Source organism: Tumebacillus permanentifrigoris, assembly GCF_003148565.1.
Classification (GTDB): domain Bacteria; phylum Bacillota; class Bacilli; order Tumebacillales; family Tumebacillaceae; genus Tumebacillus; species Tumebacillus permanentifrigoris.
This window is the reverse complement of sequence record NZ_QGGL01000001.1, coordinates 279,179-294,551: the sequence shown is the minus strand read 5'-3', so window position 1 is coordinate 294,551 and position 15,373 is coordinate 279,179. Positions and strand designations below refer to the sequence as shown.

The following is a 15,373-nucleotide window of genomic DNA, read 5'->3' as shown; positions in this document are numbered from 1 at the left end:
TAGTAAAAAAGGAGCCCCCAGCGCGGGGGCTCCTTTTTTTATGCATCGATATTCTTCGCCGTGCGAATTGGTTTGGGCAGCCCGACTTTGTTATAGGTGAGGAAGAAACCGGCGGCGACGATGCAGAGGACGATCATCAGGCCGATCATCGTCTGGGCGGAGAACTGTTCGAACAGGAACGCACCGAACAAGGGACCGACCATGCGACCGGCGGATTGACCGCTGGTGACGATGCCTTGGAACAGACCTTCGCGACCGGGGACGGCCAACTCTGCTGCCAGTGCCGGAACCCCAGGCCACGCGAGCATCTCGCCCATCGTGAGGATCACCATCCCGAGCACGAACCCAGCGTAACTCGGCCAAACCAGCACCGTGGTCATCGACAGGGCAAACAGCCCAGCCCCGATCAGAATCTGTACCTGCAATGTCCAAGCGTAGCGGCGGATGCACCACGACAGCAAGGGTTGCAACAACACGATCACCAAGCCGTTCACCGTCCACAGCACACTGTAGCTCGACAACGAGATGCCTGTGGACTGCACATACACGGAAACGGTCGTCTGCCACTGGCTATACGTCACGACCATGAAGCCGAGACCGATGGCCAACATGAACAGGGCGTACCAAGTCTCGCGCTTCACGACGGGTGCAGCGCCGGTGGCGCTTGTTTCCCTCGCAGGCTTGCCGCTGCGAGACTTGGCTTTGGCCACCACTTCCTCGGTAATCGTCGCGAGGAACAGCACGAGGAAGAGGATATACGAGAGCGCATTGCCGTAGAACGCCCACTTGAAGGAAGCAGAGGCCAGCAAGCCGCCGAGCACTGCGCCGATGGCGACACCTAAATTGTTGGCGACGTAGACCATGTTGATCGCACGCCTGCCGCCTTCGGGCCACAACACCGTACTGAGCGCCCGTTGGATCGGCCAGTACGTGCCTTGGCAGAACCCGAGCAGCACCAGCAAGACCACATACAACTCAAACGATTGCCACGTCCCCATCGCGATCAGGATCAACAGCGCGGCGGTGATCGAGAGGATCAGCGTCTTGCGCCCGCTCCAGCGGTCGAACAGCCAGCCGCCCGCCAAGTTGCCGAGCAGCATGGTGGCGTATTGCAACAACAACACAACGCCCGCCGTCATCAACGACTTTCCAAACGATCCGATATATGACGTTGTCAAAGGCCACAGAAAACTCTCCCCGATCGCCGAGATCGTAATGCTCAGAGCCAGCATCCACATCGCGCGTGGATAAGCCTTGAGAGATTCGAGCATGTGAGCCACCCCAGATCGTAGTTTTGTTTTGACGCAATCACCATTGTAGCAAGGAGATTGGAATCCTACAATTGCGCAAATACTCACTGTCGAGTAGAATTTATGTAAAGAATTAATTTTGGGATATACGCTCGCTGTAGGAGTTTATAGACCGAACTCACGAAGTATAGATTGGTTTTAAAGTTTTTCAAGAGGTAAAGGAGGGTTTATGCAGTGAGCACATACACCAAAGTTACCGTTCAGGGGTTGCAACACGCCGCACAAATTGTCTTCCAACCTGACGGGACTCCGCATGTGAAGGCCCATAACGATGCGGATGCGTATTACTGTGTCGGGTACTTGCACGCCAAGTATCGACTGTTTCAAATTGACTTCATCCGTCGTCAAGGCCACGGTCGTCTCGCAGAAGTAGTCGGCCCAACCTTGCTGGAGTCTGACAAATACCAGCGTGAACTCAACCTCTCCCGCCTCGTAGACGGCGAGTGGAAGCTCATTCAAGCGGTTCCAGAGACCCGCGCCGTGATCGAGGCTTACACCGCCGGGGTCAATTCTGTGATCGATGAATATCGTGCGAGTGGCCAATGGCCCTTTTTCTTCCAACAACTGGGGTATACCCCGGAGCCGTGGACACCACAGGATACACTGATGAGCAATGCCGTCATGTCGCAGTTGCTCTCCTCCACCGAAATTCCGGTGCTCTACTCCATGATCGCTGACAAACTTGGCGAGGACAAACTATCCAAGCTCTTCCCCGTACTTCCCAATAACGAACAGAATCCCTACGACCGCGGCCCGTATCGCAAACTCCCGCCGCAGCCGTTCCCGATCTCGCCCGAACAGTACTTCCGCGAATTCCATGCCCACGCCAACGCCAGTGTCGAAGATCTGGTCGCTGCCACCGAAGCGACGGTCGATCGGGAAGCAGGTCTGGACTTCCTCGCACGCTTCAACCAGATCCCGACGCACAACCAACGGGACCGTCACTCCAACGCGTGGGTCGTCAGCGGGGAAAAGTCGACCACCGGGAAAGCCATGCTCGCCGCCGACCCGCACCTCGTGCTCAACCTGCCGTCGATCTGGTACCAAGTTCACATCGAGACACCGCAATTCGACATCACCGGGGTAACCGTGCCAGGCAACCCGTTCGTGTTCATCGGCCGCAACCAGCATCTCGCATGGGGGGTCACCTCCGGGCAGAACGCTTCGAACTTTTTTTATAAGGAGCACACCGACGAAGCGCACCCGAATCAATACCTCTGGGACGGCGCGTGGCATGAGTTCTTCACCACGACGACAGAGATCAAAGTCAGAGGGGCCGAGACGGTCGAACACACGTATCAATCCTCCGTACACGGGCCGATCATCATGCGCGGGGATGCCCCGTATGCGCTGACGTGGGTCTACGGCGTGCCGGGACGTGGGGCGACGGCCTACCACAAAGCGACGCAGGCCAAGAGCTTCGATCAATTCAAGGCGGCGATCCGCCTCGCAGAAAACTCCCCGCTGAACTGGTGCTGTGCAGATGACCAGAACAACATCGGGATCATCAGTGGAGGTCGTCTGGCCATGTTCCGCGAGGGAGTCAAACCATGGCTGCCGATGACCGGAACTGGGGAAGCGGACATCATCGGACTCGTCCCGAAGGAAGCGATGCCGCTTGCACACAACCCGGAGCAGCACTACCTCAGCACCTCGAACCAACGCCAAGCCGGTCCCGACTATCCGTATTACCTCGGCACCGCGACCAACTTCGACCCTGGCTACCGAGCGAACCGTGCGCATCAGTTGCTCGCCGCCAAGGACAAGTTCAGCCCAGAGGATTTCGTGGCGATGCAGTTCGATGTCACCGATTGCCTCGCAGCCAAAATTGTGCCGGTGTTGCTGAATACGATGCAAGGTCAAGTCTCCGGCGACTTGGAAATCCAAGCGCTGCGTGTGCTGTCGAGCTGGGATTACCAGATGCTCGCGACCGAAGTCGGGCCGACGCTGTGGTGGGAGTTCTGGTCATCGTATCTGCAAGAGACGTTCGACCCGTGGATGAACCTCGCCGGACTGCCGGTGAAGGAATACAACGCCAGCCCGATCGAGTACTTGAACTCCGCGCTCGATCAGAACTTGGAGCACTGGACGCTCGCAGACCCGACCAACGAGTTCTTCACGAATCCGCAGACGGGCGTTGCGCGCACAGCACCAGAGGTCATGGTGGCGGCGTTCCACAAAATGGTCAACACCTTGCAGGAGAAACTCGGCACCGATGTCGACACGTGGACATGGGGCAGTGTCCACAACCGTCTGATCGCGTCGCTGATCGGTGAACCGTCGCTGAGCTACGGGCCGGTTCCATGTGACGGTGACACGTTCACGCTGAACGTTTCGCCGGGGATGACCGCTACGTTTGGCGCTTCGTGGCGGATGGTGACGGTGCTGGACAAGCACTACACCGGCGCGGGCATCTACCCAGGCGGGCAATCAGAAGACCCGACTTCCGGCTGGTACACCGACCGTCTCGCAGGATGGGCGACCGGGAACTACGCGAAGTTCGTGTCCTTCCACGACGCAGAGAAAGACCCACAGAATACACAACGCTGGGAACTACAACCGGCGAAACACCAAGGGTGATCTGAAAAAAACCTCTCTCGCCGCCTTGGCAGAGAGGTTTTTTTTGCCGATTTTGGGGCGGGAGCATGTGAAAAGTATGCATTCGGTTTTGCAATCGGGGCGAGATGTGGCAATCTAGTAGAGGAACTTGTCACAACCTGAGGAGGTCATCATCATCGACGGCAGAACGCGCAGCAACATCCGACCGGGGCTTACGGTGGATATCGTATTGAAACAGGACCAACGCACGGGCAAGCGCACACGCGGGATCGTCAAAGACCTGCTGACCAGCTCCCCGACCCATCCGCATGGCATCAAAGTCCGGCTGGCCGATGGGCAAGTCGGGCGGGTGCAGGAGATCATCACCGGCACGACCACCAACTGAGGATCGGAAAAAGACAGGGGGACATACAGGCCCTGTCTTTTTTTTGTACGCCTCGATCCCTCTGCGGTCGCAACATCGGCAACGTGCGCCGCATATCGTAGGGGAGACCCCGATGGAGGTGATCTCCCTTTGAAAAAGCCCACGATGCCTGGCAGCAAGTGGACCAAGTACAAACTGCTCCGCTCCGACCCGGCCCTCGCCGACCTTCAACCGGAGACACGGCTCTACACCCCGTCTGCGTTGCGTGCGATGCTCAGGCGCTACGAGACCCTCTACGTCAAACCGAACGACTCGTTTGGCGGACTCGATGTGCTCTGCCTCACGCGCACGCCGACCGGGTTGCTCCTCCAATCTGGCAAACGGAAAAAAACGCTCGCTGACATCGCGTCATTCGATCGATTTCTGCGGTCGATCTCGCGCGGACGCACCTTCATCATCCAGCGAGGCATCGCGTTGCGCCCATGGCACGGACGTCCGGTCGATATCCGCACCCTCGTGCAACGCCATGAAAAAGGTCTCTGGGAGACGCTCGGCCTGTACGCCAAAGCGGCCGCACCCGGTCTCGCGATCACCAACCTCAAGTCGGGTGGCAAGATCCTGACGGTCAAGACGTACCTCCGCGCGCTCCCGCTCTCGCTCGACGAACGCGCCGCGATCCTGCGCGATCTGCAACTGATCTCGGAACAAGTCGCCAGCGCGTTGGGCGAGCGCTATCGGAACCGTCGTTATGGTCTCGACATCGGGCTCGATGAGCAGGGCAAACTCTGGTTGATCGAAGTCAACGGACGCGTCAGCCTGAACATCCTGCGCCGCGTCGACAACGAGATGTACCGGCGCGCCATGAAGCGCAGAAAACAGCCCTAGCCGTCGCGGCAGGGTTGTTTTTTTAGAAGCTCCATATGAGGACCCAAGCACCTGAAAGCAAGAGGTGATTTTTTGCACTTGCCAAGCTTTCAGAATTTGCACTACAATAGATGTAGTTTGTGAACAGAGTGTGAAGTTTTTCGTGCGGCCTAAGATGCAAGCGGTTGCACGATTTTTCCACGCTTCATGCAACCGCTTTCAAGATTAGAGATGATAAAGGAGGTTCTCACATGCAGTTTTTACTGCGCAAGAAGCAGGTGCGCAACTGGTCGTTGATCACGGCATCGTTGATGGTCGTGCAGATGATCGGTGGCTCGATGTGGCCTGCGATCGCAGGAGCAGTTGACAACCCGATCGTGACAACCGTCGTCCAAGCGGACGTCTTGGTCGACCAGCCGGGTGGCAAAAGCAAGTGGGTCGTAGCGGGCAGTTTCCAAGGTTGGGACAACGCGTCCACCACGACGCAACTGAAACACCTCGTCGGCGATTTCTATGAATACTCAACCGTGCTGGAGCCGGGCCACTATGATTTCAAGCTCGTTCACCAAGGCACGTGGGACGGATACTCCGACAACGGCAGCAACTTCCAGTTTGACCTGAGTGAACAGTCCAAGGTCAATTTTTACGTAAATGACGCGCTGGGCCAAGCGCGCATCAACCTGCCGGGCGTCGCTGGTTTGCCCCAGTACACCCCCGCGCTGACCGATGCCGAGTGGCCGCGATTGGTCGGCGATATCCAGACGGTGTTTGGCGAACCGGCTTGGAGCCCGGATCAAGCGAAGCAGATGTTTGTCGATACGCACTTTGACAACACGGTCTACCAACTGCAGCGCTCACTTCCCGTCGGCAAGTACGCGATGAAGGTCGTCCAAGGCGATAACTGGAGCGCTCCAGCGTATGGCGATGCGGGCGGTAACAACTTTGAGTTGCAAACGATCGACCCGGCGGATGTGACGCTCTCGATCGACCTGCAGAACGGCAAGTCGCTCTCCACCGACTACAAACCGGCAGAAGGCCAGTTCGATGGCACGATCCATCGCGACAAGCTCGCCTTTGATTCCCGCACGGTGACGTACAAGAAACCGTTTGGCGCGATCAAGGAGCAAACGGAAGACCTCACGTTGCGTTTTTCCACAGCGGCGGGTGACGCACAAGTCGCGCGCGTGGAACTGACCAACCCGCAAGGACTCGCTTCCGCTTATGACATGCACAAAGCCACCACGTTCGATGAAAAAGACTTCTGGGAAGTCACGATCCCGAAAACGGCCTTCCAAGGCATCGGCGTGTGGGGCTACAAATTCATCCTGATCGACGGCCCGACCAAAGTCGAGTACGGCGAGGACAACACGCGCGGCGGCACAGGTGTCTCCGCAGATGAAGGGGCGTTGCCGTATGACCTCACCGTCTACGCCAAGGACTTCCAAACCCCGGATTGGATGAAAAACGCCGTCGTCTATCAGATCTTCCCGGATCGCTTCTTTGACGGCGACAAAACCAACAACCGTGCAAAAACCGCAGACGGCTACCGTGGCGGGGAGACCCTGCCCGGCGAAGTCCTGACCTCGAAGGACGGACACAAGCTCCAATACTTCGATGGTGGCGTGCCGAACGACCCGACCCCGGATCAAGTCGCGGGCCAATGGTCGGATGTGCCGGAGAACCCGGATCGCACGAAACCGGAACAGCAACCGTACTTCCCAGGGGCGAAAACAGACGGCCTCTGGACCAACGAATTCTACGGTGGCGATATCCAAGGTGCCGCACAGAAACTCGACTACCTCCAGTCGCTGGGCGTCACCGTCATCTACTTCAACCCGGTCGCGTGGGCCTCGTCGAACCACAAGTACGATGCAACCGACTACAAACACCTCGACCCGATGTTTGGCGAGCCGGTCTACAACACGCCGGGCGACCCGACGTCAGGCATGGATTATGAAAAAACACGCGTCGCGTCCGACCGTGTTTTTGCAGAATTCGCCAAGCAAGCGCGTGCGAAGGGGATCAAGTTGATCGTAGACGGCGTGTTCAATCACGTGGGCGATGATTCCATCTACTTTGACCGCTATGGCAAGTACCCGGAGATCGGCGCTTACGAGTTCTGGGCAAAAGTTTGGGACAAAGTCAACGTGGAACACAAGTCGCAGATGATCGCAGAGCAGGAAGTCATCGATTCCTTCACGGCGCAAATCAACCCGGCGACGGGTCAGAACTACCAGTACCCACAGGACTTTGATTTCACCAAGTGGTTCACCGTCTCCAATGAAAAAGTCGAAAACCACTACAAGTACGAAGGCTGGTGGGGCTATGACTCCCTCCCGGTTGTCGATGCACCGTCCGCAGCAGCAGGCGATACCGAAGCGCTGCCGGGCAACCATGAATGGAATGTCTTGGGCTACCGTGATATCGTCATCGGTCACGACCTGACGGGCAAGACCGACGAAGATGCGAGCGCGATGATGCAAAACGCGAACTCGCAGCGTTGGGAGTGGATGGGCGCGCGCGGCTGGCGTCTCGATGTCGCACCGGACGTCTCCGCTGGCACTTGGCAACAATTCCGCAAAGCGGTGAAGTCGACGACCGGACGCCTCGATGCCAACGGCGAACCGATCGACGACCCGGTCATCCTCGGCGAAGAGTGGGGCGTCGCAACTCGCTTCCTGCTCGGCGACCAGTTTGACTCGGTCATGAACTACCGCTTCCGTGGCGCGCTGCAGGGCTTCATCATCTCCGGCAACGCGCAGCAATTCAATGACGCGCTGGAATCGATCCGCGAAGACTACCCGGCAGAAGCATGGCAAGTCATGCTCAACCTCGTCGACTCGCACGATACGATCCGCTCGATCACCAAGTACGACAAACCGGAATGGGAAGAGGAACACCTCGCGATCGCCCCGGATGCGTCTGACAAAGCACTCAAGATGCAAGCGCTGACCGCGATCTTCCAGATGGGATATCCGGGCGCGCCGACGATCAACTACGGCGATGAAGTCGGGCTCACCGGCACCAAGGACCCGGACTCCCGCCGCTCGTTCCCGTGGGAGCGCGTCTCTGGCTCGAACGGCACCTATGCAGGTGTTGAGCGCTATGCAAGCCTGTTTGACACCTATCAAAAAGCGGCGAACACCCGTGACGACAACGAAGTGTTCCGCACTGGCGATCTGAAAGTGGCGTACACCCAAGGCGACGTCATCGCCTACGCACGCAAAACGGCCAGCAAAGCCGGTCTGGTCGTCGTCAACCGTGGGCCGAACGATGCGACGATCCAAGCGGATGTTGCAGGGTTCCTGCCAGACGGTCTGACGCTTCGAGACCAACTGGGCAACACGGTGGAAGGCACGACCGTAGACGGCAAAATTGAACTGACCGTCAAAGGCATGAGCGGTTTGATGATGACCTCCACAACCGATCTCGTCGTCGTTCCGTCTGTCGAGAACGTCCACGCGACCGGCGGCAACCAACGCGTCACCCTCACGTGGGATGCAGTCGCCACAGCGACGGGCTACACCGTCTACCGCGCACCGATCGAAGGCGGACAACTGCAACGCGTGGGCGTGATCACCGACACCACGTGGATGGACGTCAATGTGCAAAATGGCAAGAAGTACTACTACACCGTAACCGCAACGACCGATGGCGGGCAGAGCCCGTTGAGTGCGTATGCGGCCGCAACCCCGGCATTTGAGATCAGCGAAGTTGACATCACCCAACAGTCAACTCCGGTGACGCTGGGCGCTGGAAACAAGACCTCCGAAATCCAAGTCACAGTCAACGTACCCGGTCTGACCGATGATCCGGCGTATGCAGGTCAGGATGCACCGAACCTGATCGCTCGTCTCGCCTTCTATAAGGAAGGCAAAAACAAAGCCACAGCGACCGACACCAAACTGCGCTACAAGCAAGACACCAATGATGGCAAAAAAGTCTACTGGGCGACATTTGAACCGACCGAAGCAGGCGCGCACTACTACTTCGGCAAAGTCTCCACCGACAATGGCGAGACCTACACGGAGTCGACACAAGCATTTGTCGATGTCTATGCAGACGCCAACGACACCACAGCTCCGAACGCGCCGGAACTGGCTGCGATCAACGTCGAGTCCAACCGCGTCCAACTGAATTGGACGGAGGATGACCTCGATGCGAGCGTCTACCAATTCGAAGTGTATCGCAAGTCGACGGGCACCGACTTTGAAAAGCTCGCAGTCGTGGAGAAAACGGTGACTTCCTACGTCGACTTCACCGTCAGCAATGACACGGCGTACACGTACAAGGTCTCCGCAGTAGACAGCTCATACAACCGTGCGCTGTCCAACGAACAGTCTGTCACCCCGACGCTCGTTATGGTCGATGTGAAACTGCGCGTGCATCTCCCGAGCTACACGCCGGTGCAGGATGATATCTTCATCGCGGGCGACCTCAACGGCTGGAACTCATCGGGCGGCAAGTTGAACGTCCCGAGTGGCGCGACCTCCCGCGATGTCGTCGAGTACAGCTTCAAGATGATGTCAGGCAAGGCAATTCAGTACAAATACACCCGTGGCACTTGGTCGACCGAAGCGCTGACCTCGCACAACCGCATGGCGAACGACACCCAAGACCCGAGTAACTATGCGTACTCTTCGACCGATACCAACATGAAGCTGACGGTCAAGAACCAAGGCAGCAACCAGATGGTCGTGGACGATTATGTCCTGCGCTGGGTGGATATGCCGATGATCGTCACCATGCCGCGGATCTCGTATGGTGAAAAAATCACCTACTCGACGCCAGACGATCACTTCACGCTCAAAGCCAACGTGCCCTATGGCGTGACCTACACCATCAACGGCCAACCGATTCCGGCTGGCAGCATGGATGCTTTTGGCAACGTCCAAGTTGACAACCTGCCACTGGCACCGGGTCTCAACCACTTCGTGTTGCACATCGAACCGAGCGCGGAGACGATGAACCTGCCGTGGTACACCGACAAGGGCCGCGCAAGTCAAGCGACCAAGACGCTGGAGATGGACATCACCCGCGAGTCCACAGTCGCGCCGGTTGCTGTCACTGGCGTTGCGCTCGACAAGTCACTGCTGGTGCTGACGGCGGGTCAAGCCGCGACCAAGCTGACGGCCACGATCGAACCTGCCAACGCAACCGTCAAGGATGTCACCTGGAGCTCCAGTGATCCGACCGTCGCAACGGTCAACGCGAACGGCGAAGTCACCCCGCTCGCACCAGGCCACACCGTGGTCACCGTCACGACGAAGGATGGGAACTTCACCGCCACCAGCACGGTCAACGTCAACAACGCAGGTGGAAATGGCAACGGCAATAGCAACGGGAACGGCAAGCCGGCAGAAAAGCCGGGCACGATCTCTGAGCAGCAGTTGAAGGACGCGATCAACGCATCCAGCAACGGCACCAACGTCACCTTGAACATCAGCGGCAAGAACGAAGTCTTCCTGCCGACCAACACCGCCGCACTGCTGGGTAACAAGCAACTGGAACTCACGCAGGGCAATGTCGTGCTCCATGTCCCGACAGAAACCCTCACCCAGCTCGTCAATCAAACGGGCGCTACCACGGGCCAGCAGATCTCCTTGCAAGTCAAGCCGCTGGACGAAGCAACGAAAAAAGTCCTGCTGGGCAAAGCGAGCGAGACAGGCAAGGCGAACGTCGCGGCTGTCTCGGACGTCTATGACTTCCACCTCGCGCTCGTCGGTGCAGATGGCAAGGAAACGTCCGCTCTGAGCCAATTCGACCATCCGCTCACCCTGACGTTCCAAGTGAACGGCAATGCGAACAAAAAGCTGCTCGGCATCTACTACATCAGCGACGATGGCAAACTTGAATTCGTCGGTGGCAAGCTGAGTGCAGACGGCAAGACCATGACCGTCGAAATTCACCACTTCTCCAAATACGCAGTGCTTGAGTTCAACAAGCACTTCGCTGACCTCGATGCCAAGCACTGGGCGGCGAATGCGATCCAAGAGCTGACCGCCAAGCATGTGATCACCGGCACCAGCGATGACCAATTCGAACCGGAGCGCAACATCACCCGCGCCGAATTCGCCGCACTGCTCGTGCGCACCCTCGACCTGAAGGCGATGCACAACGCCTCCTTCACCGACGTGGATGCAAGCGACTGGTATGCACAGTCTGTCGCCGCCGCCAGCGAAGCAGGACTCGTCTATGGCCGGAGCGCGAACACCTTCGCTCCGAACGAGACGATCACCCGTGAAGAGATGGCCGCGATGCTGATGCGTGCACATGCTGTGAAGACCGGTCACGAGGCGACGGATCTCGCGGAACTGACCTTCCACGACGCAGCCGACATCAGCGCGTGGGCACAGACCTCGATCCAAGCGGCAGTCCAATTGGGCTTCCTCGCAGGTGAGGGTGACAATACCTTCTCCCCGCAAGGCCAGACCACTCGTGCGGAAAGCGCACAAGTCATCTACAAACTGCTCGGCGAGTAAGCCAAAAAGACCCCCTGCCTCAGGGGGTCTTTTTTGTGCTATGAATCGGAGCAATGATGTAGTAAACTAAACACATGCGATAAATCGTAAATTATTTTTAATTATAAAATTTCCAAACTTGATTTGGGAGGGTATATCCATGAGTCTGAAGATCATCCGCAGGGGGTTGTTCAGCACCTTGCAAGAACGCAGCCGGTATGAGTTTGGGCAGGAGGGGCTTGCAGTCGGAGGAGCGATCGACTCGTTCGCTTTGCTGGCGGCCAATCTGCTGGTTGGCAATGAAGAAGGGGAGCCTGCGCTGGAGATCACCTTGCTCGGACCTGAGATTCTGTTCGAGCGTGAGGCGTTGATCGCCGTCTGTGGGGGCGACCTCGAACCGACGGTGGACGGGCAGGCGATCCCGAACTGGCGACCTGTCTACGTCCATGCGGGCAGCGTGCTGCGCTTTGGCGACGCGAAGTCCGGCTTCCGCGCCTATCTCGCCGTCTCCGGGGGCTTTGAAGTTCCGACAGCTCAAAACTACCGCTTCTCCAGCCCGCGCCCGGGAGCGTCCTTGCACCAAGGCCATGCCTTGCGCGAGGGCGACACCTTGCAATTCGGGCTGCCGTCTGAGACGGGCGAGCGCCGTATGATCACCCTGCGCGAGAAAGCGAAGCATCGTGCGTTTGCAACCACCCCGTGGTTTGTCTCGCACGAGATCATGCCGTCCTACAACGCCAAGCGCCGCATCCGCGTCCTGCGCAGCGGCGAGTTCGCCGAGTTCAGTTCCGGCTCCCGCGAGCGCATCTTCACAAGTCCCTTCCAATTGAAGCCGGAGACCGACCGCCTGCACTACCGTCTCGACGGAGTGTCCTTGCGACTCGAACAATCGTCGTCTGCCACCACCTCCGCCTCCTCCGAACTGATCGGTGCAATCGGCCTCCCAGATGGCGACGAACCTGTGATCCAGATGAGCACAGGGGTGCTGACCACAGCGCACATCGCCAACGTCATTCCTGTCGATTTCCCGGTGCTCTCCCAAGTGCGCCCTGGCGAACGAATTAAATTCCACGAGATCTCAATCCAAGAAGCCCAAGAACTCGCCTACCTGCGCGAGATGGGGTTGCATATCCTCAAAAACACGATCCTTGCACAAAACCGTTGAGAATTGATCTGGAAAAAGCCGAGCATCCACTTGCGGATGCTTGGCTTTTTTTGTGCAGATGAAAGTAGATAGTTGTTTACAATGTATATACTGGTAAATAGGCAGATTGAGTGTTTCTGAATTAGTGGTGTAAATGAAATGCCATACATGATATATTGGATACACCAAGAGTTGCACCGAACTGTGTTATTTCCTGTCAAACGGGAGAGGAGGAGTTGCCGAGATGAGAGTATGGAAGTCTAGTATTTTTTGGCGAATCTATCTGATCAACTTGGCGCTCATCTGCATCCTGCTGGCTTCCATGTTTGTCACCTCTGCTGTGACGTTGCCGGAAATTTCCCGTGAGAAGGCGCAGACGATTACCGATGCCAGCGTCAACCGCATCACAGAGCAAGTTGAGAATGTGGCGGACTATATTCACGTGGTGATCAAAGCGGTTCAGCAAGACTCGAATTTCCATAGCACCGATGGCAGCGTCTTGCGAAAGGGCCTCCAAGACATCGTGGAGACATCTGCAATCATCGACAGTGCGGTGATCACCGATCCGAACGGAGTAGTTCGTCAAGTCATCCCCAACGATCTGGCGGACTTGCAAGACGTGGATCTCGGCTACCGCGAGTACATCCGGCATTCCTTGGTGCAGAAGACCCCCTACATCAGCGATGTGCTCTGGGGCGCGGCAGGACGACCTGTCGTGGTCGTCTCCGTGCCGATTCTCGATGAGCTGGGTGTCGTGGAGCGCAGCGTCAACCTGACCCTGCGGATCAGCGAGAACAAATTCCTCAGTACCTTGTTCCAGAAAATCGAACTGGGCGGCGAGGGCTATGTCTATATTTTTGACCGGAACGGACGGCTGATCTCACACCCGGACAAGACCCGTATCGGCGAGAACATCTCCCAGAACGAAGTGGTGCAATCGGTCACCAACAACAAAACCTCGGGCTACCGACAAGTCGTCAACACGCGTGGCGTGCTGATGGATGCCTCCTACGCCTACGTCCCGGAGATCGGGTGGGGGGTGGTGGCACAGGTGCCAGACGAGTCGGTCTATGAGGGATTTAATGCCTTCCGCCACAACCTCTGGATTCTGTGCATCTTGATCTTCATCCCGCTGTCGGTGGTCACCGCGATCTACGCCCGGCAGATCATCAAGCCGATCCGCCAACTGTACAACGCGGTCGACCAAGTGGCGAGAGGCAATTACGAGATGGATATCGAGACGGTCTCTTCGAGCCGGGAGATTGGGCTGTTGACGAAGCGCTTCAACGATATGTTGCACACCATACGCGATGCCAGAGAGCAGATTCAGTACCAAGCCTACCACGACCCGCTGACGGGACTGCCGAACCGGATGTTGGCGGCCGACCGCCTCGGGCAGATGCTCGCACATGCGCAGCGCACGCGGACACAGGTTGCGGTGCTGTTCCTGAACCTCGACCGCTTCAAGGGCATCAACGATTCGCTAGGCCACAGCATCGGCGATCGGTTGTTGCGGGAGGTGGCGGAGCGCATCTCTGGATGTGTCAGTGAGAGCGACACCGTGTCGCGCATCGGTGGGGATGAATTCCTGCTGATGATCCCGGATGTGATGCATGTGCAGGATGTGCTGAACGTCGTGCAAGAGATCCTGCAATTGCTGAACATCCCGTTCTACCTCGACAGTCATGAACTGTTCCTGACCGCGTCGATTGGCATCTCGTTCTACCCGGACGATGGAGATGAGATCACTGAGCTGATCAAAAACGCGGACATCGCCATGCACCGCGCCAAGCAACAAGGACGCAACACGTGGCAGCTGCACACGACGGCGATGAATCAGCACGCCGCCGAGCGTCTGCTGATGGAGAACCACCTGCGCAAAGCGCTGGAGCGGCGCGAGTTTCTCGTCTATTACCAGCCCAAAATCGACCTGATGACCGGCGACTTGGTCGGGATGGAGGCGCTGGTCCGCTGGAACCACAGCATCTGGGGGCTGGTGTCCCCTGCCAAGTTCATCCCGGTCGCTGAGGATAGCGGGTTGATTCAACCGATCGGGGAGTGGGTGTTGCGCACCGCCTGTGACCAGACCAAGCGATGGCAGGACGCGGGTCTACCGCCGATGCGCATTGCCGTCAACCTATCTGCACACCAAGTGGAACAGGCCAATCTGGTCGAGACGGTGCAGAGCATCTTGCAAGAGACGGGATTGGAACCGCGCTACTTGGAACTGGAATTGACGGAGAGCATCCTGATGCAAAACACCGAGACGGTGAACATGACCCTGCGCCGCTTGCGGGACATGGGCATCTCGATTGCCATCGATGATTTTGGCACGGGCTACTCGTCGCTGTCCTACCTGCACCGCTTCCCAATCACTTGCTTAAAAATTGACCAATCCTTCGTCCGGCGCATCGAGGGCAACGGCGACCGCACCGATGGTGTGATTGCCAAGGCCGTCATCGCCCTCGCCCACAACCTCGACCTTGAAGTGGTCGCGGAAGGTGTGGAGGAGAAATCCCAGATGCAGTTTTTGCGCGATGAAGGGTGCAGTTTGGCACAAGGCTTCCTGTTCAGCAAACCGGTTCCGCGTGAAGAGTTCGAAATTTTATTGACAAAAGCAGGCACGACATCATATACTGAGAGCATCTAAATTCTACCAATCCACTTATTA

At 57.6% G+C, this 15,373-nt stretch carries 7 protein-coding genes; 6 read left to right on the top strand and 1 reads right to left on the bottom strand.

What is annotated here, in order from left to right; all coding sequences use genetic code 11:
• Positions 1-38 precede the first annotated feature (38 nt).
• On the bottom strand, positions 39-1,271 hold the full coding sequence (locus tag C7459_RS01300; protein ID WP_109685470.1) for an MDR family MFS transporter: 1,233 nt from the start codon (positions 1,269-1,271) through the stop codon (positions 39-41).
• A gap of 213 nt (positions 1,272-1,484) precedes the next feature.
• Here C7459_RS01300 and C7459_RS01295 point away from each other — a divergent pair, with 213 nt between their 5' ends.
• From C7459_RS01295 to C7459_RS01270, 6 genes are all read left to right on the top strand, one after another.
• Positions 1,485-3,890, top strand: coding sequence for a penicillin acylase family protein (locus C7459_RS01295; protein ID WP_109685468.1), 2,406 nt, complete (start codon positions 1,485-1,487; stop codon positions 3,888-3,890).
• Positions 3,891-4,044: 154 nt separating this feature from the next.
• Positions 4,045-4,254: a YwbE family protein gene (locus tag C7459_RS01290; RefSeq protein WP_109685898.1), complete on the top strand. Its 210-nt coding sequence runs from the start codon at positions 4,045-4,047 to the stop codon at positions 4,252-4,254.
• Positions 4,255-4,383: 129 nt separating this feature from the next.
• Entirely contained in the window at positions 4,384-5,118 is a 735-nt protein-coding gene (locus C7459_RS01285) for a YheC/YheD family protein (protein WP_109685465.1), read from the top strand.
• 230 nt (positions 5,119-5,348) lie between these two features.
• The gene (locus C7459_RS01280; protein ID WP_109685463.1) at positions 5,349-11,579 is read left to right on the top strand and encodes an S-layer homology domain-containing protein; all 6,231 of its coding nucleotides are present in this window, start codon (positions 5,349-5,351) and stop codon (positions 11,577-11,579) included.
• Between the two features lie 139 nt (positions 11,580-11,718).
• Complete coding sequence (locus tag C7459_RS01275) at positions 11,719-12,723, top strand: 5-oxoprolinase subunit C family protein (protein ID WP_109685461.1); 1,005 nt, start codon at positions 11,719-11,721, stop codon at positions 12,721-12,723.
• Positions 12,724-12,946: 223 nt separating this feature from the next.
• Positions 12,947-15,352 (top strand): bifunctional diguanylate cyclase/phosphodiesterase, encoded by a 2,406-nt coding sequence (locus C7459_RS01270; RefSeq protein ID WP_109685458.1) that lies wholly within the window; start codon positions 12,947-12,949, stop codon positions 15,350-15,352.
• The last annotated feature ends 21 nt before the right edge of the window (positions 15,353-15,373 follow it).

Excerpts from the sequence above, each read along its gene's own strand:
- C7459_RS01300 (WP_109685470.1), bottom strand. The coding sequence starts at position 1,271 with ATGCTCGAATCTCTCAAGGCTTATCCACGCGCGATGTGGATGCTGGCT.
- C7459_RS01280 (WP_109685463.1), top strand. The coding sequence starts at position 5,349 with ATGCAGTTTTTACTGCGCAAGAAGCAGGTGCGCAACTGGTCGTTGATC.
- C7459_RS01275 (WP_109685461.1), top strand. The coding sequence starts at position 11,719 with ATGAGTCTGAAGATCATCCGCAGGGGGTTGTTCAGCACCTTGCAAGAA.
- C7459_RS01270 (WP_109685458.1), top strand. The coding sequence starts at position 12,947 with ATGAGAGTATGGAAGTCTAGTATTTTTTGGCGAATCTATCTGATCAAC.